At 40.2% G+C, this 23,730-nt stretch carries 19 protein-coding genes and 2 riboswitches; of the genes, 1 reads left to right on the top strand and 18 read right to left on the bottom strand.

Going from position 1 to position 23,730, the window contains the following annotated elements:
* Nucleotides 1-5: 5 nt before the first annotated feature.
* From MKX55_RS10870 to MKX55_RS10845, 6 genes are all read right to left on the bottom strand, one after another.
* Nucleotides 6-359 (bottom strand): flagellar basal body rod protein, encoded by a 354-nt coding sequence (locus MKX55_RS10870; RefSeq protein WP_339238106.1) that lies wholly within the window; start codon nucleotides 357-359, stop codon nucleotides 6-8.
* Between the two features lie 211 nt (nucleotides 360-570).
* Entirely contained in the window at nucleotides 571-864 is a 294-nt protein-coding gene (locus MKX55_RS10865) for an RNA polymerase alpha subunit C-terminal domain-containing protein (protein WP_339184853.1), read from the bottom strand.
* A 79-nt stretch (nucleotides 865-943) separates the two neighbouring features.
* Nucleotides 944-1,387 carry a GNAT family N-acetyltransferase gene (locus tag MKX55_RS10860; protein ID WP_339238104.1) on the bottom strand — a complete coding sequence of 148 codons (444 nt, stop codon included), beginning with the start codon at nucleotides 1,385-1,387 and terminating at the stop codon, nucleotides 944-946.
* A 930-nt stretch (nucleotides 1,388-2,317) separates the two neighbouring features.
* On the bottom strand, nucleotides 2,318-3,472 hold the full coding sequence (locus tag MKX55_RS10855; RefSeq protein WP_339238103.1) for a serine hydrolase: 1,155 nt from the start codon (nucleotides 3,470-3,472) through the stop codon (nucleotides 2,318-2,320).
* A 19-nt stretch (nucleotides 3,473-3,491) separates the two neighbouring features.
* Nucleotides 3,492-4,358 (bottom strand): ABC transporter permease subunit, encoded by an 867-nt coding sequence (locus tag MKX55_RS10850; RefSeq protein WP_339238101.1) that lies wholly within the window; start codon nucleotides 4,356-4,358, stop codon nucleotides 3,492-3,494.
* The gene (locus tag MKX55_RS10845; protein ID WP_339238099.1) at nucleotides 4,351-5,286 is read right to left on the bottom strand and encodes an ABC transporter ATP-binding protein; all 936 of its coding nucleotides are present in this window, start codon (nucleotides 5,284-5,286) and stop codon (nucleotides 4,351-4,353) included. Before MKX55_RS10845 ends, MKX55_RS10850 begins: the two co-directional genes overlap by 8 nt.
* 393 nt (nucleotides 5,287-5,679) lie before the next feature.
* Between MKX55_RS10845 and MKX55_RS10840 the strand changes: the two genes are divergently transcribed.
* Nucleotides 5,680-5,874, top strand: a complete 195-nt coding sequence (locus MKX55_RS10840; protein WP_339238097.1) for a hypothetical protein — start codon at nucleotides 5,680-5,682, stop codon at nucleotides 5,872-5,874.
* A 103-nt stretch (nucleotides 5,875-5,977) separates the two neighbouring features.
* Here MKX55_RS10840 and MKX55_RS10835 read toward each other — a convergent pair whose 3' ends face one another.
* The 12 genes from MKX55_RS10835 to MKX55_RS10780 form a co-directional block, all read right to left on the bottom strand.
* The gene (locus MKX55_RS10835; protein ID WP_339238501.1) at nucleotides 5,978-7,072 is read right to left on the bottom strand and encodes a CAP domain-containing protein; all 1,095 of its coding nucleotides are present in this window, start codon (nucleotides 7,070-7,072) and stop codon (nucleotides 5,978-5,980) included.
* A 270-nt stretch (nucleotides 7,073-7,342) separates the two neighbouring features.
* Nucleotides 7,343-8,569, bottom strand: coding sequence for a DUF819 family protein (locus tag MKX55_RS10830; RefSeq protein WP_339238095.1), 1,227 nt, complete (start codon nucleotides 8,567-8,569; stop codon nucleotides 7,343-7,345).
* A 171-nt stretch (nucleotides 8,570-8,740) separates the two neighbouring features.
* Nucleotides 8,741-9,622, bottom strand: coding sequence for a 4-hydroxy-tetrahydrodipicolinate synthase (gene dapA / locus MKX55_RS10825; protein WP_339238093.1), 882 nt, complete (start codon nucleotides 9,620-9,622; stop codon nucleotides 8,741-8,743).
* Between the two features lie 239 nt (nucleotides 9,623-9,861).
* Nucleotides 9,862-10,042, bottom strand: a riboswitch (Lysine riboswitch).
* A 190-nt stretch (nucleotides 10,043-10,232) separates the two neighbouring features.
* The gene (gene cysK, locus MKX55_RS10820; RefSeq protein WP_339238091.1) at nucleotides 10,233-11,159 is read right to left on the bottom strand and encodes a cysteine synthase A; all 927 of its coding nucleotides are present in this window, start codon (nucleotides 11,157-11,159) and stop codon (nucleotides 10,233-10,235) included.
* A 3-nt stretch (nucleotides 11,160-11,162) separates the two neighbouring features.
* Nucleotides 11,163-11,588 carry a PH domain-containing protein gene (locus MKX55_RS10815; RefSeq protein WP_339238089.1) on the bottom strand — a complete coding sequence of 142 codons (426 nt, stop codon included), beginning with the start codon at nucleotides 11,586-11,588 and terminating at the stop codon, nucleotides 11,163-11,165.
* Between the two features lie 300 nt (nucleotides 11,589-11,888).
* On the bottom strand, nucleotides 11,889-12,785 hold the full coding sequence (locus MKX55_RS10810; RefSeq protein ID WP_339184834.1) for a 5'-3' exonuclease: 897 nt from the start codon (nucleotides 12,783-12,785) through the stop codon (nucleotides 11,889-11,891).
* Nucleotides 12,782-16,414 (bottom strand): dynamin family protein, encoded by a 3,633-nt coding sequence (locus MKX55_RS10805; RefSeq protein ID WP_339238087.1) that lies wholly within the window; start codon nucleotides 16,412-16,414, stop codon nucleotides 12,782-12,784. The genes MKX55_RS10810 and MKX55_RS10805 overlap by 4 nt, the downstream gene beginning before the upstream one ends.
* 478 nt (nucleotides 16,415-16,892) lie before the next feature.
* Nucleotides 16,893-18,404: a sodium:pantothenate symporter gene (locus tag MKX55_RS10800; protein WP_339238085.1), complete on the bottom strand. Its 1,512-nt coding sequence runs from the start codon at nucleotides 18,402-18,404 to the stop codon at nucleotides 16,893-16,895.
* 48 nt (nucleotides 18,405-18,452) lie between these two features.
* The gene (locus tag MKX55_RS10795; RefSeq protein ID WP_339238083.1) at nucleotides 18,453-19,826 is read right to left on the bottom strand and encodes an LLM class flavin-dependent oxidoreductase; all 1,374 of its coding nucleotides are present in this window, start codon (nucleotides 19,824-19,826) and stop codon (nucleotides 18,453-18,455) included.
* Between the two features lie 223 nt (nucleotides 19,827-20,049).
* On the bottom strand, nucleotides 20,050-20,718 hold the full coding sequence (locus tag MKX55_RS10790) for a carboxymuconolactone decarboxylase family protein (RefSeq protein WP_339238499.1): 669 nt from the start codon (nucleotides 20,716-20,718) through the stop codon (nucleotides 20,050-20,052).
* 222 nt (nucleotides 20,719-20,940) lie between these two features.
* Nucleotides 20,941-21,052, bottom strand: a riboswitch (SAM riboswitch).
* Between the two features lie 337 nt (nucleotides 21,053-21,389).
* A complete protein-coding gene (locus tag MKX55_RS10785; protein WP_339238081.1) occupies nucleotides 21,390-22,919 on the bottom strand; it encodes an acyl-CoA carboxylase subunit beta in 1,530 nt (509 codons plus the stop codon).
* A 22-nt stretch (nucleotides 22,920-22,941) separates the two neighbouring features.
* A complete protein-coding gene (locus MKX55_RS10780; RefSeq protein WP_339238079.1) occupies nucleotides 22,942-23,721 on the bottom strand; it encodes an enoyl-CoA hydratase in 780 nt (259 codons plus the stop codon).
* Nucleotides 23,722-23,730: the final 9 nt, after the last annotated feature.

The following is a 23,730-nucleotide window of genomic DNA, read 5'->3' as shown; positions in this document are numbered from 1 at the left end:
TTTTTTTATTTGTTTAACTCTGCCCACTGTTTTTCAAAATTTGTAAATGGGTCATCCTCTTCCTTCATTTCGTGGACAACAGAGCTTTCCGGTGTGTTCCAATTCTTATAGATAAGGTAAAGTGCGTAAGCTGCCGCAACGCCTAAAACAGCATAAATATTAGAGAATGTGATGCTTACAACTATCAATCCCAGGATTACCCATCCTACTTTGGCAGCGGTGGAATCTGTGCTGATAAACTTTTTAAAGCATATATAGAGCAGCCATACACTTAAAGCAAGTAAAACCATCGGGCCAAGATTTGCGAGCAGTATCAGTAATGCAACAAGCCCTCCGATAAACAACATGAATTTTTTCATTCCGTTTTCCTCCTTTTGTTATTGTATCTTTATCTTACCGGGGATTTTGTTTTCTCGTAATGAGCCTGAGCAATATCTTTTTCTAAGCCTTAAGGTCTATCTCCTTCTAAACCTCCTAAGCAGCTATTACAAGTCAACAAACAACAACTGCTAAAATGCAAAAATGGAATGATATACCTCTGACTGAGATACCATTCCATTTCTATTCTGCCTATTCTGTTTTAAATGTAAGTCCTTTGTTCTCCAGCGCCTTTGTCAGAGCCGGCATCGATGCTGGACCAATGCCATGCAGGGCTAGTATTTCTTTCTTGGTATGAGCTGCCAGCTGTTCTTCTGTTGAGATACCTTCGTGGATAAGTGCTCTTCTTGCCGGAGCGGAAAGTGTAGCTAGAAAGCCGCTCTTTGGTTTATTTTCTTTGTCACAAGTCGGACAGCTTTCACAATCTGAACTTTTAAAGAAAACATGTCCATTCTTACATACTTTTCTTTGTTTTTGGCTGGTCATCTGATTTCCTCATTTCTTATTTTACGTTTTAAAGAATAACATTCTAACTCATTAGTTTACATAATATAATTACGGTTATCTATAGACGCTTCTCCATGATTATTTCTCCCTCCGGATCATACTCTCCTGTCCGGGTGAACCCATGCTTTTTATATAATTGTTCCGCTTGGCTATTTCCCGGCACAAAGCTTAAACGTATGATTGCCACATCATAATGCTCCTGGATATACGCTTCAATTAATGGGATGAACTGATTGGCATAGCCCTGCCTTTGATAGCGGTAATCAATCATAAACCTGTCAAACCAGATACTTCTTTTTTCGTCAGAATAAAACCCGACCATAGCATAGCCGACGGGTTTCCCACCAGCATAGAGCCCAAGCGATGTGGTCAATCGTTCAATAAAACTCTCTGCTAAACAAAAGGGCACAGGCTCGATGAATGCTTTTTGATTTTCAGCTGTTTCTAACGCAGCAATTTCTCGCCAATTTTCCTTATTTACTTCTTTGATATAAAGAGACATCCATTTGCACCGCTTTTCATTATTTATTCTTATCTCAACTTTCGCACATTAAAAAGTAACTTCATTTCTATAGAAACAGGGGTTGATCGTTCCTTCGATAACACCCTTGACAAAGAATAAAAAGTGAAGTGTAAAGCACCGCTGCGGCGGACCATTTTGCTTTCCGACGTACAGGACGTACTAGTGCAGACGTTGCAACAACTCTTTTCGATGGGGTGAGTAATCGCAACCCCAGGACGTTGCGGTCTTAGTCTGCCTAGGGCCACGCTCTTCAGCTAACTTTTGCCAAGAAGAGCACTTGGCAAAAGTGGATCTTCAGATGGTGCTGATCCCTCAGGAGTCAAAACGGTCCGCCTCCGCTAGCAGGATATTCTATACGTGAAAAACAACTCACCAAACAGAAGTTTGATCAGATAGAACATATTTTTCATGCTGCATGGTAAAATGTTCCGCCAAGATTACTTTCTGTGCATCGAAGCGATTCCCTGTATTTCATATCCATATTGTCATGATTGGGTTATTCAGACGAAAGCTGCTATTTCGTTCAGCTCATCAAAATGTTATTTCTTTCATTCGCTGTAGAATCCTATCAGAGCGCAGGCCAACCACGCAGACTCCTATGGGAACAGGGCGAGCTGAAGATCCACTTGAAAAGCGGTTTTCTTTTCAAGTTAGCTGAAGCCGTCCCCATGGAAAGCGGAGTGGTTGGCCGGAGCGGAGCTATGCACCATCACCAATTCCAAAATGGCCGGATATTTAACCATAATGCAAGTATGATAATGAAGAACATGTTCATCTTGGAATAGCAAGATATATTTGCTTATTCTTAGGTGCGAAAGTTGAGTTCTTATTATAAGATAGTTCCAGTATATATGAAATCCCTCTGACAGGATGTATAATTCCATTATCAGGGGGACGGTATAATGATTGTTATTCAGCTAACGCTTCTCTGACTTCCTCACGAAAATCTTCCTCCGTTACTAATTTATCGGTTAATGCCTGCACCTGCATTGCTGCAATCTCCAGCTCTGAAAGGTTGAGATCATTTGTAAATAAGATCATCTCAAACCGGTTCCCGTCCTCATCTTCTGCATAAACAGCCTGATTCAAAACAAAAGCAGTGCTTCCGCCTTTTTGTGCTGTACGTACAATGGAATCATCCTCTAACTCCAAGTTGAAAATAGCATCCAATTCTTCATAAAATACTTCCGAATAATGTTCTTTATTATTTAACATTGCCATGATTTGATGGTAATCTTCCGCAGTAGCATGCGTCAGCCTATCGGACCAAACCTTTTGTATCGACATATCATTAAGCGGGGCAGCGGCTTCCTCTTTTTCCGCTTCGTCTAATGGATTCTCCTGCCATTCTTCAAAAAGGTCAACCGCTATTTGCCGGTAGGCATCATCATCCAAATCACGTAATGCTTCCTCTAATTGACCTTCTTCAATCCCCTTATCCTCTATTACTTTTTTGGGAATGATAATACTTGCTGTTAACGGATAGATAGGCTCGTGATTGTTCAAATTGAGTTCTTCTATCCGATTGTTTACTTCTTCTAACCCTAATCTTTCAATTAAATAATCGGTATTGGCATTGGAACTGAAATCCATCATGCCTCGTGCGATTTGTTCCAGGGAAACGTCGCCTTCCTCGTCTTCCAATGTACTTTTCCAGGCGTCATGTGCTCCGCCATCTGTATTCGGAAAATAATACTTGTCTACTTCCTCCATCGCTGTCATTTCAGCAGGATCGATATCCCCTTCTTCCGCCTGGCTGGCAAATTCAATCGCAACGATTATTTTAACAACACTGGCAAGCGGCATAGCTAAATCCGTATTGATTTCTGCTAAGGCTTCATCGTTCCAGGTGGCTAGAAAGGCAACTCGGTCCGTGTCTTGGTTTTCCTCGATAAATTCCATCAAAAGTCCAGTTGCGGGATCCAGATTTTCCTTGTTCTCTTCTAAAGCTTCCTCTCGTTCCGTATCATTTGAATCGTCTTCCGGCTCTTCTTCCTTATCATTGGAACAAGCTCCGAGGAAAACCAGAAGGCTTACAAACAATAGAGTATAAAATTTCTTCATGAAATCCCGCCCTTTCCATTTAATTTCCGGCCACGTCCCTTTTTTTGAAGGTGAGCCAACCTGCTGCCATAAATACGATATAATAAACAAGAAGAACAGCAATGGAAAAACCAAGTGATGTTTCTTCAATTATCGGTGATCCTTCAAAGATTTCTTGGAGGTTTAGGTGTGCGGTCAACAGATATTTCGCAATTTCGTATTGGCTTACCATCATCGTAATGATTGGCGCAGCAATATAAATAACAATACTAGCCGCAATAGCCATGGCACTTCCTTTGAATAAAATTGCAATCATAAAGGATAAGGTTGCCACCATAATTAACGGTACAAGCTGAAAGAGGATATCCTTACCAATGGAAGCAATGATAGAGACTTCCGTATAGCCTGACCCCATATTATCTACAATGGTTGGGTTCCAAGCATCCACACCGAAAAAGATAAGCCCGATAAGTAATGATAAAACGATTGTATAAAGAATTAATACGACCGCAAAAAGTAACATCGTAATATATTTAGATGCTAGCACCGTCCCTCTCCCTGCTGGTCTGATAAGTAATAATTTAATCGTTCCCCATTTATACTCATTTGAAATAATCTTAGCAGCAGCCACAATGATAAAAATCGTGATAAAACTGATATAGGAGATATTTTCCGCCACAAAAGCCCACATATCATAAGCAGGAACCTCTAACCCCATCGACTGATATGCCTGCATGAGTTCCCCTTGGAAGGTTTGATTAATCATCATGCTTTGATCCACTACAAAGTTTGTAATAAGTGCACTGCCAATAAGGAGAATCGCAAGGATAATATACATTGCCCAGGTAGATTTATAATGATGCAGTTTGATAAATTCATTTTTTATAAGCTGGCTTAAATTACTCAATGACATTCTCTCCAATCAAATCGAAAAATTTATCTTCTAACGTGCCTTTGGCAGCTTGAACCTCATATACATTGATATCATGGTTTAATAGTTCTTTAAGAATGAATGGGATTTGTTCCCGTTTGACGGCCATTTTTAAGGTGGTTTCATCCACTGCCTTTACAACTAAAGCATCATCTTCTAAACGATCTAAATGCGCTTTAGCAGCCTGCGCATTATTCACAGAAATAGCATACTCTGAAATATCACTGTCCTCTGTCTTTCCGTTCTTCTCTACATCCTCTACAGCGATTAAAGCACCGTTTTTTATAACACCGATACGGTCGCACATCAGTTCAATCTCAGACAATAAATGACTGGAAACAATGACACTGACTTTTTCCTTCTCTGCCAAGGTACGGATATATTGGCGAATTTCCTTCATTCCAGAGGGATCCAGCCCATTTGTGGGCTCATCTAAAATGAGAATCGACGGTTTATGTAACAAAGCCTGGGCAATCCCCAGCCGCTGCCGCATACCGAGAGAATATCCGCCAACCCGGTCATTAACCACTTTTTCGAGCCCGACTAATCGGACAACTTCTTCTATCCGCTCTTTTGTCGTACCTGGAATCATCCGGGCGAACTGTTCTAAATTCTTTCTTCCTGTTAAAAAGGGATACATCTCCGGATTTTCCACGATTGCGCCAACCTCTCTGATGGCTTCACTATAATCTGTTTGGATACTTTTACCGACAATGCGGATATCCCCTTCTGTCAATTTCATCAAACCGACCATCATCCGGATTGTTGTCGTTTTACCGGCTCCATTCGGCCCGACAAAACCAAATACCTCCCCTTGTTTTATTTGAAAGCTGACATCTTTAATAATTTCTTTATTCTTGATGCGCTTACTCACATTTTTTAATTCCATTGCAATTTCTGTCAATTCTAGTCCTCCTCTTCCAATCTTTCCTCTTAACCAGGTTATACGAAAGAATGGAATAAAAGTTTCAAATTCACCAATATTTTTAAATACTTCGTTTATTAAGGACAATCGTCCAAAAAAATCCTATGGAATGAAGTTTTATTTTATGAATCTACATTCTCCACGTAAAAATGTGTTAGCTCCTATTAAGTTTGTCTAATCTCTTTTTTCTTCCTTGCGTATATTGAATGAGAAAGGAGGGATAAGCTATGTGCGGTCATCACTCATCAAGAAAAAAATGCGAAGATCCTTGTCGCAATACAAGTCGTCGAGGGGGCGACTATCGTCAAAAAGATCATAAATCCAATCATTGTGACAACAGGCATCAAAATCATCACAGATGTGGAAGCAGACATGAAAATTATTGCCACTGCCGGAAACATCAAGGGAACGAGCAGCACCACAGATGCGGAAACAAGCATGAAAATGGTTGTTGGAACCGGGACGGCCACAGAAACGATCATCACCGATGTCGTGAATCGAATCATTGCGATAATAACAGGAATAAAAGGAAGTTCTGTTTTTGCTGTAACCATTTCTACTAATTAGAGCTTGCGGACAGATAACCCTCACTTTTTAAAAACAGCCCAAGCTATCAGATTTCTATCTCTGATAGCTTGGGCTGTTCGTTAGAAAATGGTTCTTTTTTCTATTAATTATTGAAAAAATTCTCTGTATAAAACGGCTGATCACTTTCATTAAAGTCCACGCCAATTCCTAAATGGCTGAAATCTCCATGTAAAATATTTTCTCGATGCCCCTCCGAATTCAATAATCCCTGATGCGCAAAAACACTGCTGAATTGCCCATATGCAAGGTTCTCCCCTGCACTTAAGAATGAAATATCATCTTCCTTCATCCGGTCAAAAGGAGATTGTCCTTCTAAATTGGTATGGCTGAAAAATTGATTAGCAGCCATATCTGTACTATGCTTTCTCGCTGTTTCTCTTACTGCTTCATCCCATTCTAAAATAGACAGCTCATGCTTTACGCGAGTTGCATTGGTCAAATCAAATAATTGATACTCCAAGCCTTCTTTTAGAGCCTCACTGCCAGGTGTATAAAGGGTGCTTTTGGCAGATTCCATATCCTCATCTATTAACTGAATTGCCGTTACTTCTTCTGATTCATGCAGGTCATAAAAAATGGTTGCGTAGGTCCCTTCCATATGATATACATCATATTCGCCTTCGCTTTCAATTTTATAATTAAACCAGCCATTACGGATCATTTCTTCCGGCTCCCCTAATGTCTCGTTTACAAACGACTTGGTGTCTCCCAGGGCAATACCCTGCTGAGAGGATAGTAAATCCTGATTAGTAAAGAGTCCACGCACCATTTCCTGTTCATCATAAGCAACCATCATAAAATTTTGATAGTTTTCATGATATGTGAACCATTCCACTCCATACTCATTCTCACTCTGCCGTTTAGCCTCTCCATACATTTCTTCCACTTGTTCTCTCGTATCACCTATCTCTACGTTACCAACAGAAAATGATTGCTCCTCCGGTGTAGTGAGCTCTGGTGTCTCTACTTGTTCATACGAGGTGTCTGTTTCAGAATCTGTAAAGGATTGAAAAAAAGAAGTTGCTTCATCTGCTACTTGACGGAAGTAAAAGTCATTATCTATCGCTTCTGTAACAAAATCGCTTGCAGCGGAAAACGTATCACTGACGGATTCGGGGATGATATCGCGGACCGGATCTTCCCATAAAGGCTTTGTCCAAATGACTAACAGTATCATAAACAGCAATAATAATAATCGCTTGAAAATAGATATCCCAACCTTTTTAATCGCTTTAATGCAGCAGCAGGATTACTGCTGCTATTCTATTATTCACGAAATCAGTCTTTATTAATCCTAAAAAATACAAGTCAGCTTGCCGACTTATATAAATTATACTATTTCTAAATTACTTTCAACAAATCTAAACCTTTTTTATTTAGGGATACGTCAACGTAAAGGAAAAAATCCGCTTCTGTATTTATGACAGAAACGGATTTTTTATTCTTCCTACATCAAGGTCCCAAACCACACTGCAAGGAAAGTTCCAATGTAGTTTCCAATAATATAACCCAGTGTCCCAACAATTAATATCGGACCGACTAATTGCCTCCACCCTTTCGCAATCGCAAACGCGGCTGCAGTAGTTGGCCCGCCGATGTTTGCATTGCTTGCCAGCAGGATTTCTTCTAAACTCATCCGGAATAATTTCCCGAAAACAAGAGACAGCATTAAATTAATCGCCACAATAATAAATGCAAATACAAGCAATAATGGTGCCGTTTGAACAATTAACGTGATAGAAGCAGGTATTCCGATTACGACAAAAAAGATGTGAATCAGATACGTCCCTATTTCCTGACTGCCATTTAATCCGGAGAAATAATTTGGAAATACTGCTAAAGCGACAAAGGTAAGCGTCGTTAATACTAAATACTGATCTCCGATAATTCCATTCAACAGGTTATTGAAGAAAGAAGCCTCTTCTCCACTTGGAATAATCCCTGCAAAAAATTCGGCAATTTTTAAGGAAACTATAACTAATAGAAAAGCTGTTCCAATCGAAAGCGCCATGTCCTTCAAAGAAACTTCTTTCCTTTTCCAGAAACTTTCTGCCAATGTTTTCTCATCATCAGCCAGCTGGTTCTTTTCTACATCATCAATATGTGGTGTCGGATAACGTTTACGGATAAAATGAAGAACAGGTATTATCATAAGTATAATAAACAGCAGAGCCATCATTAAATTATCCGCAACAACCGCTGCAGAAATAATTTCTCCAGGTGTTTCGAATTTAGCAGCCATTGCCGCAAAATTTACGCCTCCCCCAATATATGTAGCACTAAAAATACCGCTCAATTGATCTAACAGAGGTATGTGATTTCGTAAAGTAAAAAATGCGATAATCGTTCCGGCAACCGTACCAATGGAGCTCAACAGGAAAATTAGCAACAATCTGCTGCTTTCCTTCCATATTTTTTTAAGGTTAACGTGAAATAACAAAAGCGGTATCGCTAACGGCACAATAACAGACCAGACTGCATCATATACCGGTGACTCTGTTGGAATAATTCCGAAGTTGGATAAAGCCATCGCCCCGACTAATGCGATGATTGCCCCTGTCACCTTGGAAGCCCAGCTGTAACGCTGTTCTAAAAAAATACTGACAGATGCCCAGATAATGATAATTCCCCAAAGCGTAATGCTGTCATCTGCTTGAATCAATGTTTCTTTCATCCACTCCCCGCCCCTTCTCTTTTTTCAAGTTGATATGTATCATATTTTACCACTTCATTTTAAACATTTGTTAGGTATTGTGGAGTGTTTTTTGAAATTAGCTTATCATGCTGCCGAAAAATCCCCGTCAAAAAACCTCTCTAACCATTGTCAGAGAGGTTTTCAACAGGATTATTTCACTTGCTCTAATAACGCTAGTTTATGGTTCAACGCTTGCAGCTGCTCATCATTTAATGGAAGCAGCGGCAAGCGGACGCCGCCGACATGGACACCATTCCGATTTAATGCTGCTTTTACAGGAGCTGGACTCGGTGCCGCAAACATTTCCTGCATGACCGGCAGGATTCGCTGATGAATCGAAGCAGCTTTTTTCACGGCTCCCTGCTCATATGCAGCAATCATTTCCTGCATTTCATTGCCGATAACATGCCCGGAAACCGAAACAATGCCTATAGCTCCAACTGCAAGAGACGGAAGGGTCAAAGCGTCTTCCCCGCTGTATACAGAAAAGCTTGCATCTGTTTGGGCCGCCATTTCAGTTATCTTATCCATATTGCCGCTTGCATCTTTGATTGCCACGATATTATCAATCGCAGCCAAGCGGATAACGGTATCTGCCGCCAGATCAACAGAAGTTCTGCCAGGCACATTATATAGCATGACCGGCAGCTGAACGGAATCAGCCACTGTTTTAAAATGCTCATATAAACCGTCCTGAGAAGGTTTATTATAATAAGGCGTTACAAGCATAATCGCATCCACACCAGTTTTTTCAGCTGCTTGTGATAACGCAATAGACCCTTTCGTCTGATTAGACCCGGTGCCCGCAATTACTGAAATTCTTCCATTTACTTTTTGTACCGTATGTGAAAATAATGCCAGTTTTTCTTCATCTGATAAAGTCGGTGACTCTCCAGTTGTTCCAGCTACCACCAATCCGTCTGAACCGTTTTCGATAAGATGCTCGATTAACTGATCTAATGCCTCGTAATCAATTTCCTGCTGTTCGTTAAATGGCGTTACCATCGCCGTAACCACTTTTCCAAAATTCATAACAACACACCCTTTATATAATATCAACATTCTTTGATGAAAAATAGACGGATAGCACAGGAGTAAAGTGCCTTAAAAACTAGAGGGTGGAAAGTAATAAAGATAAGCAGAATCCGTATTATTGTTTGTTCCAACTTTTTCAGGGTCCTTTTTTCTTATCATCATGCATTACTTCAATTATTTCCACAAAATAAAAAGCACCAACGGAGACCGCTGCTGCTTAAACACTTAATGTCCTCTCAGCTGATAGCCCTCCACATAGTTTCCTATATGACAGCACTGGATTTATTTAATCCCAGTACCAGTATAATAAGAATAAGGCTTATTATACTTCGGCAAATTCCCCTTTCCATATGCTTCATCGTCAGCCTATTCTGTCTCAGCATATTTACTAATGGTTTTTGCACCTCTACCGTTCACCTATGAATAATGAATTTGTCTGTATTATAGCAAGAATAACAGAGAAACACAATTGAAAAATAGAGGTTTTTTCAAAAGAGCCAAAAAAGCTTTACAGCGTGCGCATCCTCCATGGTGTTAAAAAATCATGATGAAGCTTCTTTACTGGTAAACTATGCAAAATAAAAAAATAGGTGATTCCCCCGCCCCTCTATTCTTCCTCTTGCAGAAAGTCCATGGACAGGTATCTTTCTCCGGTGTCAGGTGCGATACAAACCACCTTTTGCTCAGGATTTAGACGCTTGGCGACTTCTGTGGCTGCATAAACAGCTGCTGCTCCAGACGGTCCGATGAACAAGCCTTCCTTCTGGGCAAGCTCTTTTAACAAACTTAATGCCTGCTCATCATTGATCTGAATGATTTCATCATAAACCGATGTGTTTAAGATTTCAGGCACAAAACCCGGACTCGTTCCCACCAATTTATGCGAACCAGGCTCTCCGCCGGATAGTACAGGAGAACCTTTAGGCTCCACAACTGCAATATGCAAATCCGGAATATAAGATCTTAGCGATTCTCCTGTACCTGTTACAGTTCCTCCTGTACCCGCAGTACAAACAAACGCATCCAATTGATGATTCAAATCATTTAAAATCTCCAAAGCTGTTGTATTACGATGCGCATCCGGATTTGCTATATTTTTAAATTGCTGTGGAATAAAACTGTTTGGTATTTCTTGTTGCAATTCTAATGCTTTTTGAATAGCGCCCGGCATTTTTTCACTGCTCGGCGTTAAAACCACTTTGGCTCCATATGCTTTCAAAAGATTTCGTCTTTCCTGCGTACTATTATCCGGCATTACCAGAATCGCCTGATATCCCTTTGCAGAGGCAGCCATGGCCAATCCGATTCCTGTATTTCCGCTTGTCGGCTCAATAATCGTATCTCCGGCCTTTATCAGTCCTTCCTGCTCAGCAATATGAATCATATGCACTGCAGCCCGGTCCTTCACACTGCCGCTTGGATTAAACATTTCCAGTTTCACATATATCTTTGCAGCATTTTCAGGCTGCAGTTTATTTAGTGTCATCATAGGTGTATCTCCCACGAGCTCTGTAATATTATCCGCTACTCTCATTCTTTATTCTCCTTCCTCATCCTTTAATAAACGTTTATCTACTGAAATATCTGGATTTAACTTCGCCAATTCTTCTACAAAAGCAAGCTTATCCTTGGGCGAAATAGCTATCAGATCATATTTTCCGCTTCGAATCTGGATACGGTCCAATGATAATGCCGGTGCAATTAGCGGCATCTTAGATTGAAGAATCAATTCCATATTTTCTATATAAATCGTTTGCCGGATAGGGCCATAATAAACAATTAACCGATCTCTATCAATTTTATACCCCGTGCGGAACCAGAACCAGAGCAAAATACCGCATAACAGCAGCATAATCGCTACATTGATCACCTGGCCCCTGTATAGGGGAATGAGCACCCCGCTAATCACAATAGCCCAGAGAACGATTGCCATCCATTTATCCTTCTTTGATTTAAAATACATTCAATTCCCCCATTCATTCGAACAATATTCCTTCTTTTATTATAGCTTTTGTATGACTTTATACCAAACTTCAACAATCCGTTTCTGCTAATTTTTTAACAATAAGGAAAACTTATACTGACTCCACGCTAGTTCTTTATTAAGAACAACATGTTTTTTGCTCCCTTGAACAATCTATATATGCTTCCAGGCTGTGAATATTCTTTTTCAAACAAAGATTATAAAAACAGCGAAAAGAGGGGTATCCGCCATACCCCTAACAGGTATATAAGATACCCCCCATTTAATTCTGAAGATAAATTAAAACGATATAGATGTTTGATCCTTTATAGGTGCCAGTAACCGGTCTACATGCTTCCATTCCAGCTTATCTAATGCAGATGTCACTTTCTCTTCTTTAAAATTCCATTTAGAATCCTCTAAATCACAACTAATCGGCACGTCACATTTAATCTCGGCAAGCGTCCGGGATAAATAGAGCATATCCATATCCGTCTGTAATTTATTTTGCACCCCTTTTGGAAGCTTTTCTATATTATTTACTAATTCATCAATGGTTCCGAATTCCTGTAATAATTTCAAAGCCGTTTTTTCTCCGATTCCTTTTACGCCTGGGTAATTATCCGAGGAGTCTCCCATTAACCCTTTTAAATCTATAATTTGCGCAGGAGTAAGTGCTTTTTTCTCATAGAAGTTATCTTTATCAAAGACTTCATAGTTCCCCTGACCTTTTCGCATAATAATCACGCGGATATTTTCCTTGACTAATTGCAGCAAATCCTGATCTCCTGACAGAATAAACACGTCATTTTCCGGATTATACATATTGGCAAGTGTCCCCATGCAATCATCTGCTTCAAAGTTTTCTAAACCGATATTAGGAATATCAAAAGATTCCACTACTTCTTTTACTAAATCAAATTGCGGAATCAGCTCCACTGGCGGCTCATCCCGATTGGCTTTATAGCCGTTATACATTTCTGTCCGGAAGGTTTTGCTCCCCATATCCCAGCAGCAAACCACATGAGATGGCTCAAATGTATGAATGGCATCTGTTAAATAGCGTAAAAACTGATAAACTCCGTTTGTCGGAACTCCTTTTGAGTTATACATAAAATTCCCGCGGAAAGAAGTGGCGAAGAAGCCCCGGAACAGGAGCGCCATGCCATCTACTAATAATACTTTTTTTGTTGTCATGCTTTATTTCCTTCCTCTCTGTATCCAGCCAGGATTACATCCATTTGTTGTTTCGTTTTCACTAAATCAGCCATATCCACCTCTACAAACAAGCGGTCGATAAATTGCTGATAAAGAACATCTGCTTCATGTACAAGCGTTGTTTTTTCCTGTTCTACTTCTTTATCCCACTGTACTTGATAAGACGACTGGATTAACCTTCCGCCTTTTTCTACAAATGCTTGGATGTCTGATTCAATGATTGTATAAAGCTGTTCTTTGATTTCTTCTTTTTGATTCTGAACAAAGAAGGTTTTCGTATCTTTAAACTTAGCAAATAATTTTTGCAGCTCATTCTGCTTGTTGATCGATAGTTTTATCGTTATATCCGGTGTGTCAAAAGCCGCCATATCCCACTCCGAAATGGAAAAAACCGGATCCAGTTTTTTCGCTTCTTCAATCATTTCTTGCTGATTGGTTTTTAACAAGCTTTTTAACAGCTGTTCTATCCGTAAAGAAATCGCTAATAATTCCTGATGCAATTCAGATTCCATGTACTGAACCAGCTGTTCAAATTGCTTTGTGAGCTGTTCCCGTCCTGTTTTTCCAGACTCTGTAATGGTTGTCGGGTTATATATTTCTTTAAACAAGTCATGAAAACGAATGGTAAAACGTCCATTCAAAAAGTACGTTTGCTTTTCTAATTTCTGATGCCAGCGGTTTTCCGTTGAAGAGATGTCCAGTTTTTCCGCATATTGAACGATTTGCTGATAAGCATTTTCTAATGTTTCTTTCCGCTTTGTTTTTGCAGATTGATCCAGTTTTAATGATTGGATAAATTGGTCCAACGCCTCTCCGGAACGTTCTATATCGCTGATTGCAGCCCTTTTCGCAAGTGCAGTTAAATCATGGTGAATAAAGTCATAGAACCGCGTTTCAAAAGCCTGCATCTGTTCATTCAAGGCCTTCTGGTCTGTTTTTTCTGCCAAAGAAAGCTTGCTGGAGACTGGATAAAGACGCGGAAAACGAATTCCCAATTGCACTAATTGTTCTTTAACATATGTGGTTACCAAATTTAATTCTGCCAAATTGCTGGCAAGGTCTGCAGCGTTGACAATGAAAAACATTTTATCCAGCTCAAATACGTCCTTAACACGTCCCAGCTGCATCAGAAAATCTTTATCTGCACGGGATAAAGCATGATTATAGTAGGTCACATATAAAATAGCATCCGCATGCTTGATATATTCAAAGGATACATTTGTATGTCTGGCATTGATCGAATCGGCGCCCGGTGTATCCACCAGCGTAATTCCCTGCCTTGTTACTTCACAATCATAAAAAAGGTCCATCGATGCAATATAACACGCTTTTTCTTCATCTGTCACATAGGACTCAAAATCATCAAAGGTTATTTTTTTCGAGGCACCAATTGCCGGTTTTGCCTCTTCATACCCTTCCAGCATGGCACGTAAATATGCCTGATACATTTTGGGCAAACGCGTATCTGTCAGTACTTTTTCTGTTTTCAGCCATGTAATCAGCTCATCCAGAGAAGCTTCCGGAGGTTCACACTCTTTTGCCAGTGTTTGAATATCATCCACAAGCATCTCTTCCGTTTTAAAGGTCACAATAACGTCCCGGTGCTGATTTTCACTGGTAACCGGACGAATCCGATTGACCGCAGCGGTTGTCGGATTCGGAGATACCGGCAGGACACGTTCCCCAAGAATGGCATTTGCAAAAGATGACTTTCCGGCACTGAAGGCACCAAATAAAGCAATCGTATAGGAACGCTCTGTCAGAGAAATTTTTCGTTTCTTTAAATCCTGCTGGTAGCTTTCGAAGCCCGGCAATTGAATCAGCTGCAATACATGATCAATATCACGGACGACATCCTGATCTGTACTATCATGCCATTCCTTCTCTGAGGCTTCTTGTTCCTCTTCAGGCTCATCTGCCGGTATTTCCTCATTAGATATTTCCAAAGCAGCTGTACCCTGCTCTGGAATCACTTGGCGGGCTTCCAGCTCCTCCTTCATTTCCGTAATAATTTCTGCCGGCACTTCCGGGTGTTCTTCCGCCTCATCTAAATAGTTGAAATAAGCTGTCTCTTCCTTATCAAGCGCCTGATTAGCCTCTCGTTCCGATGCTTTCTTCTGCCATTCCTCCAATGCTTGTTTTAACTCATTTAATTTACTCTCATTTTTATTTTCAAGTTCTTTTTTCACTTCATTAGCCAGCTGTCTCATCTGTTTCTTAAAATATGATTTTAAACTGGCTGCAATTTCATTTGTATAATTTAAAACATAATCACCGTTTATCGTAGCGCCTTTACGTAAATTGTTTTCCAGCAGCTCATCGCTTAACGTCCATTCCAGGAAAGAAACTCCTTTTTCCTGATAGGAAGAGTCGAGCTGGTTGCTTTCAATATACTCATACCACTTATCGCGAAGCTTCCATTTTAATGTTGTCTCGACATTCTTTTCTAAAGCTTCCATGAAAGTTTGTTTTCTTTCTAATTTAGCTTCTTTTGTCTTTTTACCACTGGTAAATAACCCGCCAACCTTAAAATCAGACTGTACAGATTCTAAATATTCCTTCGCAAGCTCTCTCAAATCAGCTGGCATCAGATAAGCATTTTTCGCAGTCTGATCTACCTCCGTTAAAAAGCCGGCAGCTATCTTTTCCGGCTGCTGCTCCAGATTTTCAATTTCGTTTGTTATGGCTTCTATTTTCTGAGCCAATGATGCTTCATCAACGTCATCCAGGGATGCTTTCTGATTCGACATTTCCCGATGCACCTTTTCTTTATGGTCACGCACAATTTGTCGAATGCTTGCCTCCATCGTCATATACTCATGCTTCGATTGCAGCATATGAAACACGGTATCTTTCAACTCTGGCCACCCATTGTGCGGTGCTTCAGGATTTTTAAGAGATGTGTAGAAAATGGAAGAAGGGTGCAGACTCCATTGATCAAACGTTTGTTTAATTTTTTTATCAAATTCGACAAAAGGCAATTCTGCTTCATTATGCTTATCTATCTGGTTGATAACAATCATAAAAGGCAGTTCATTTTCCTGCATTGCCTGTAAAAATAATAGATTCACTTCGGATTGCACATGGTTATAATCTGTTACATAAATAAGGTAATCCGATAAATGAAGAGAAGCTTCTGTCAGCATCCGGTCCACGTCATCTGCAGCATCGATTCCCGGCGTATCTAAAATAGCCGTATGCATCGGCAAAATGTCATCTCCTGTGCTGATATGCATTTTTTTTATATCATTTTTATTGGTCGCGAACTGCTTGATTTGCTCCAGGTTATACGGTTCGTGATATTCCACCACGTCTCCATTGTGATAAAACACATTGACAGTGCCATCTCCAGATGAAATTTTAACAACATTCGCACTGGTAGGAATCGGACTGTTCGCTAAAATCTCTTCTCCTAATAAATGATTGATCAAAGAAGACTTCCCGGCAGAAAAATGACCTGTTAAAGTGATAATAAACTCTTGGTTAACGTATTTTTCCAAGATATCAAGCATCTTATCTGCATTTACCTGATCTCCCTTGTTTTTCATTTCATTATAGAGGAACGCAATTTGTTGTTCTGTTACCCTTTTTTCCATATACGTGATCACAAGCCTTTACCCCTTTTTCAACTTAATTCATATCTACTTTTAACGTCTATGACGTTTTTCTCTGTCTTTACGAGGTGGTTTAAGTACTTTACATAACACCTTCATTATACGCAATATTTGTTTTGATTTCTAGGTGCTAATCAGATTCTGATAAAGTGAAACTGACAAGCCTTCTTTATCCTTCAAACGAGTGTCTTACTCAAGCCCTTTGATGGGGCAAGTAATCGCAGGTCTCAATGCTGTCAGCTTAGTACGCCGCTGCTGAAAAAAAGCACAGAAACAGCATAACATATAAATAACCCCCTGCAGGCAGGAGGTTATCAATCTATTACTTTATCATTTAACAGCATGTTCCGATTATTTTATTTTTTAAAATAGCCTTTCCAAAGGGAGATACCGATAATAATAAGACAAAAGATAAATCCATAAAGCCATACGGAAAGCATCGGATTAACAAACATCCATACTCACCCTCTCTTTAATTTGCCCGTGCCTGATTTTTTTCTGTTTCCTTCTCTTGTGGTAAAGAAGGATTTTTCAATATTTTTGCCAGAATCGTAATCGTTGCTATACCAATAAAAGTTGCTGCCGCGCCAGCTGACATGGTGCTTGGAATAATACCAGTAAAGTAAATAATAAGGTAGGAAAATAACCCGGCTGCCATCGACAGTTCTGCCGCTCTCGCAGGTGCTTTTTTCTTGCTGTAAATAGCATGTAAAATCGGTCCCATCGTTCCTGCAGCTATACCAGATATTCCAATCCACATCACATCACCCATATATGCGGGCGGCCTCAATACAATTAAAAAGGCGATCAAACCCACCAGCGGAACAGCTAGACGGCTGATTTTCAGCGCAATTTTCTGCGCCCTCTCATTGCTTATATTGATAAATTTCTTTTTCATGAGGAATTTCAAGAAAATATCATTGGCAAATACGGTAGAAATGGAAACAAATATCCCGTCCGTTGTGGACATGGCAGCAGCAAGAATAACGATTCCAAAAAGAGCTACAAAAATTGCCGGAAAGGCCCAAACGACATATTCCATTAATGCTAAGTCAGCGGCCACGACATTATCTCCAAGCGCTGTTCTGCTGTATAATCCTCCAAAAAGAACAAGCAGACAAAAGATAGCGGTAATAACATAGGTTACAATCATTTTTCCCATGTCTCTTTCATGCTTCAGACCAAGTACTTTATTGAATAAATGTGGTGCAGAAGCAAAGGCCCACTGAATAATAATCGCGCCAGAAATTGCCCCAAACGAATAGAAATGAAGCGAATCAGGGTTAAATACGCTGACTAAATTCCCATTCTGAGCGCTGAGATTGTCCGTAATGCCAGTAAATGTTGCTGTAATACTTCCTTCCCAAAAAATAATAATTCCGGAAATAAATATAGCTAAACCTGCAATTGCCATCATAACTGCTTGGACAGCATCTGTATAAATATCAGCAAATGCTCCTCCAGCATATACATACAGAACAACAATGGCGGCGATGAATATCAATCCGCTTGTATAGGACATCCCTAAAAGATACTCAAAAATTCTTGCTCCTGCTACAAACTGAGCTGCTATATAAAAAATGTTAAACAGTAAAATTAGCCCAGTCCCTACTCTTAAAATATCACTATTATAGAAATCGCCAAGCCAATCCGGCAGGGAAAGGGACTTTTGCTTTGTATTCAGCTTCCTGACCTTTTTGGCTACCATCAGCACTCCTATCGGCCCGCCGCCGATCATCGCTAAAAACAGCCAGAGATTGGACAGCCCCCAGTCATGAGTCCAGCCGGGGTAACCCAGAAATGTTGCTGCACTTAAATAAGTAGCGGCAAAAGACAACCCCAGCACATAGGGCCCCAGACTTCCACCACCTGTAGCGAAATCACTGATGTTTTTCGTTTTTTTAGCACTTATGTAACCAAGGATCAGCATAACAGCTAGAAATATTGCAAAACCAATCCATGTATACAGCATAATTGTACTCATCTCTGACCTCCTTACACATACGAGTAAACAGTGGAATTTGCTTCCCCGTTATCTTTGCTGAAAACTGCCAAGCTTTCTCGCAGGATGGTTATCGGGCAAATGGGGATTTCCTTTTCCAAACATATTTTCTCTGAGTGTCTTTCCTTCATATTCACTCCGGTAAATGCCTCGTTTTTGCAATTCAGGAACAACTAGATCCACAAATTCCCGAAATGTATCTGGAGAGTATGTCTGCGCGATATTGAATCCATCGACATCACCTTCAACTGCCCATTCTTCCATTCGATCCGCGATTTGTTCAGGCGTCCCGATAAATTTCACTGTACCATTACCGAGTCCATGATTTTTGACCGCTTCCCGTAATGTCCATTTCTTATTCGGATCTTTTGTATACATATCCAGATTTCCTTGCACTGCTTCTGTCTGTATATCTTCAATATACTGATCCGGATCATATTTTGAAAAATCGATTCCTGTATGTCCGGAAAGAAGAGATGCAGTACCTTCATAGCTGACATGATCCGTTAAATCTTTATATTTCGCCAGCGCTTCTTCCTCCGTTGCTCCAATGATTGGCAAAATCATCGGAAAAACAAATATATCCCGCTGGTCTCTTCCTTGTTCCTGTGTTCGTTTCCGAATATCTGTAACATAGGCCTTTAATGCATCCAGCGAATGATTTTTGGTGAAAACCGCCTCTGCATGTTTGGCTGCAAAATCTCTTCCTTTTGGTGAAGCTCCCGCCTGGAATAAAACAGGAGTACGCTGCGGAGAAGGTTCAACCAAATGTGGACCAGGAACATTGAAAAATTCACCTTCATGATCGATCAATCGAACTTTGTCCGGATGTGCAAATGTATCATTCGCACCATCATAAACAACAGCATCGTCTTCCCAGCTGTGCTCCCAAAGCTTATAGACAACTTCAAGAAATTCATCTGCTCGGTCATAACGCTGTTCCTTAGGAAGACGGCTGGAAAGACCAAGATTGACTGCCTCACTTTCTAAATAAGAAGTCACCACATTCCAGGCAACTCTTCCATTCGTTAAATGATCTAGTGTTGATAGCTGCCTTGCCAGTGCGTATGGTTGTGCATATGTTGCAGAAATGGTTGGCGCAAAGCCGAGATTTTCAGTTACAGCAGCCATCGCAGAAATCGGAATCAACGGATCATGAGCAGGGAGCTGCACAGCATGCCGGACAGCTGCCTCATGACTATTTCCATATACGCTGTAGGTTCCAAGCACATCGGCAATAAACATGGCATCAAATTTTCCGCGTTCCAGGATTTTTGCTGTTTCTGTCCAATACGCCAGGTCGTTATGATTTGTTCCCTGATCCTTTTCATGCTTCCATAATCCCGTTGAATGAGGAGAAGGTGAATTTTGAATAAATCCATTCAAGTGAATTTGTTTTGTCATCGTTTCGATAAACTCCTTTTCTCATTAATTTTTATTTGGGCTCTTCACCAAAATCTATGATTGGTAAGCTAGATTTTATCGTAGTGTAACTGGCTGGGACTGAGACTGCGATTACCAATGTTGTCAGGTTAACGCGACCGCTACTGATTAAAGTTTCTCTTTATTTGATTTAGACAACCATTGATTTTGGTGTTGACCCTACCCTCTTTTGATTGCTGCTTACTTATGATTCATCGAAAGCATTTAAGGCATTTACACTATGTGCCACTGCTGAGCCAGCTTTTAAAGCAGCTGCTACAAAAATAGCTTCTGATATTTCCTCTAGACTGGACCCTGTTTTTTTGGCATTTTTCGTATGCAGGTCAATGCAATAAGGGCAGCCTGTAGTGTGTGCTGATGCCACCGCGATAAGTTCTTTTTCCTTTTCGGACAATTTTCCTGCTTTAATGGATTTATGATCAAAAGCAGCAAATGCCTTGAATGTACCCGCATCAATGTCACCAAATTCTGTTAATCTATTAAAATAGGATGCTTTGTACAGCTCGTCTTTTTCCTCTTCATCAAACGCATTTAGCGCATTCACACCATGAGCAACTGCTGAACCAGCCTTTAGAGCTGTTGCAACAAAAATGGCCTCTGTTACTTCCTCTTTATCAGCATTATTCTTTTTAGCATTCCCCACGTGTAAATCAATGCAGTACGGGCATCCAGTAATGTGTGCTACGGCTACCGCAATTAATTCCTTTAATTTAACTGATAAATTTCCCTCAGCCAATGCCTTGTCGTTAAAAGCAAAAAAAGTTCGAAATGCTTCAGGCGCATATTCTTTTAATTCTGTTATCCGGTTAAAATAAGATTTTTGATATAAACTATCTGTTTTAGTCAATGAAATCTCTCCTCATACATTTAAAATTTTTGTTTTTTTGTTTGTCATAAAATCATAAAAACTGTAAGCTCATTTCGCTTATTTTCGTACAACTCCAGCAATAATTAAACTTTACCTATCTAATTACTCGGTTTTAAGTCATACTTATACCATTGAAATTATTCCCTCCCTATCATTGTTTAAAATGAAAAAACCCCTTTCCAATGAGAAGAGGTTTTTTTATACACTGCCTCATCTCTCAAGTGAAAAGCTTGCTGGAATTAGCACCATTTTACTGTGTTTTAAGTAATGGTTGCTGCGGGATTACAGGACCAGTTCCTCCCCCGGCTCTTGATAAGGAATTACATTATTTAGTTTTTTAAGATTTCTTCATATACTATCGAATTCTAAAAAATGTGTCAAGCGGAAATTTTAATTAAATTAAGTGGTTCCTTACCGAAACCTATCGATGATGCGAGTAAAAATAATTTTACTGTAAGCGGCCGTTAGTCGTTTTAACACTTTTAATTATATTTTCCAACCATAGATTTTGGTATTGGTCAATCTGAGCAAGTTTTTTTGAAATCAGTTCGAAACACAAATTATAGTTTACATAATATTATTATGGTTAAATAAATGTTTTATACGCTTCATAAAAAACGCCTAGCCCCTATTGGTCTAAGCGTTTTCTTATTCGCCTACACAGGATATACCCCATGTTTTCTCTCGGTAAATTGCTTTTTCTTATTCTGATAAATGGTAAAACGTCTTGTCAGCTCGCTCCGAAGATGATCTGGATCAATAATATCATCAATAATCATTTCGGAAGCTAAGCGATAAATATCAATATTCTCTTTATAGGAGGCCTGCTTCTCTGCGATATATGCCTCTCTTTCTTCTTCTGGAAGCTGAGCGATTTTATTTGCTTCTACTGCATTCACTGCTGCTTCCGGTCCCATAACAGCAATCTGTGCATTCGGAAAAGCTAAACAGCAATCCGGATCGAAGGCAGGTCCTGACATCGCATATAGACCAGCTCCATAAGCCTTTCGGACAATAACAGAAATTTTAGGTACTGTTACCTCACTCATTGCAAACAGCATTTTGGCTCCATGGCGGATAATCCCCTGCTTCTCCACTCTTGTTCCAATCATAAATCCTGGTACATCCGTTAAGAACAGCAGCGGAATTTCAAACGCATCGCATAATTGGATAAATTTTGTTGCTTTATCTGCTGAATCCGTAAAAAGAACGCCTCCTTTTACACGCGGCTGATTAGCAATGATTCCTATACTTTGACCATCGATACGAGCCAGCCCAGTAATTAACTCTGGAGCAAACCGCTTTTTTATTTCACAAAAACTATCTTCATCAATTGTGCGATGGATGAGCTCATACATATCAAAAGCAGCATTTTGATTTTCTGGAATAATTTCGCTGATTGGCTTCTCAAAGGACTTTGGCTCTACAGATGCTTCTTTTTTTGGCTTTTCCCGGAAATTAGCAGGAAAATACGTTAAGTACTTCTGTGCAAATTGAATCGCTTCTTCTTCGGTATCTACTAAAACATCACCTACTCCTGAGGTCGTACAGTGCATTTTTGCTCCGCCCATTTCCTCTAAGGAAACCTTTTCGCCAATGACCTTTTCAGCCATTCGCGGAGAACCTAAATACATCGATGCGTTCCCATCAACCATGACAACGATATCACAAAAAGCAGGGATATAGGCACCGCCGGCAGCAGACGGACCAAACAATAAGCAGATTTGCGGCACTCTTCCTGACAGCTTGATTTGATTGTAGAAAATACGTCCCGCTCCTCTTCTGCCCGGGAACATATCTATTTGATCGGTAATGCGGGCACCTGCAGAGTCAACCAGATAAATCATAGGTACTTCCAGTCGTTCTGCCGTCTCTTGAATACGTAAAATCTTCTCTACCGTCCGCTGTCCCCAGCTTCCGGCTTTTACGGTGGAATCATTTGCCATCGCACAGACTGTCTGGCCATTTATTTTCCCTGTCACGGTAATCACGCCATCTGCCGGCAGGTCTTCATCCATCGCATTGGCAAATAAACCATCTTCAAGTGTCTCATGAGAGTCAAAAAGAAGCTGTATTCTTTCCCTGGCAAAAAGCTTGCCCTTTTCAGCATTGCTGTCGTGATACTTTTGTTTTCCTCCCTTTTTTATTTTTTCTATACGCTTCTTTAGTTCCTTATTTACAGGCATATAAGCATACTCCTTCCTGGCTTTAACTTCCGTGGTAATCAGGCTTTCTTTTCTCTTGAAATGCAAGCAATCCTTCTTTTCTGTCCTTTGTCGGTATAAGTTTTACATAAGATGCATGTTCCAGTTGAACCGCTTCATCTATCGGAAGATCTATCCCCTGATTAATCGCTTTTTTAGCCTGCTTCATAGCAATCGGCCCATTTTGGCTTATTTTCCGGGCGATACTGATTGCTTCGTCTTGTAAAAAAGAAGCAGCGACTGACCGCTCAATCAGTCCAATGACTAATGCATCCTCTGCTGAAATTGTTTTGGCAGTATAAATAAGCATTTTGGCTTGCCCGACCCCGATTAATCTTGGCAAACGCTGTGTCCCGCCGGCTCCGGGTATAATCGCCAGAGAGGTTTCCGTCAACCCCAGCTTTACATGATTGGCTGCAATACGCAGGTCACAGGCTAAAGCGATTTCCAGCCCGCCTCCAAAGGCGACGCCATTAATAGCAGCAATTACAGGGACCTCTATTTTTTCTATGGAATCGGCAAGTCTGCTAATTTTCTGTACAGCAGCAACAACTTCCTCCTCATTCATTGCCTTTCGTTCTTTCAAATCTGCTCCGGCACAGAAAGCTTTTTCTCCGCTGGCTGTAATAATCACACAGCGTATAGTATCATCAGCACGGATTTTTTGAATACAATTCTCTAAATCTGTTAATAACGCAAAAGATAACGCATTGGCAGCTTCCGGCCGATTTAATGTGATAACAGCGATATGATTATCTACTGTTTCAACGTTTACAAGTTGCATAGGCATTCA

The organism is Oceanobacillus sp. FSL W7-1281, from assembly GCF_037969835.1.
GTDB classification, from domain to species: domain Bacteria; phylum Bacillota; class Bacilli; order Bacillales; family Amphibacillaceae; genus Oceanobacillus; species Oceanobacillus oncorhynchi.
This window is presented reverse-complemented; position numbering and strand designations above follow the sequence as displayed.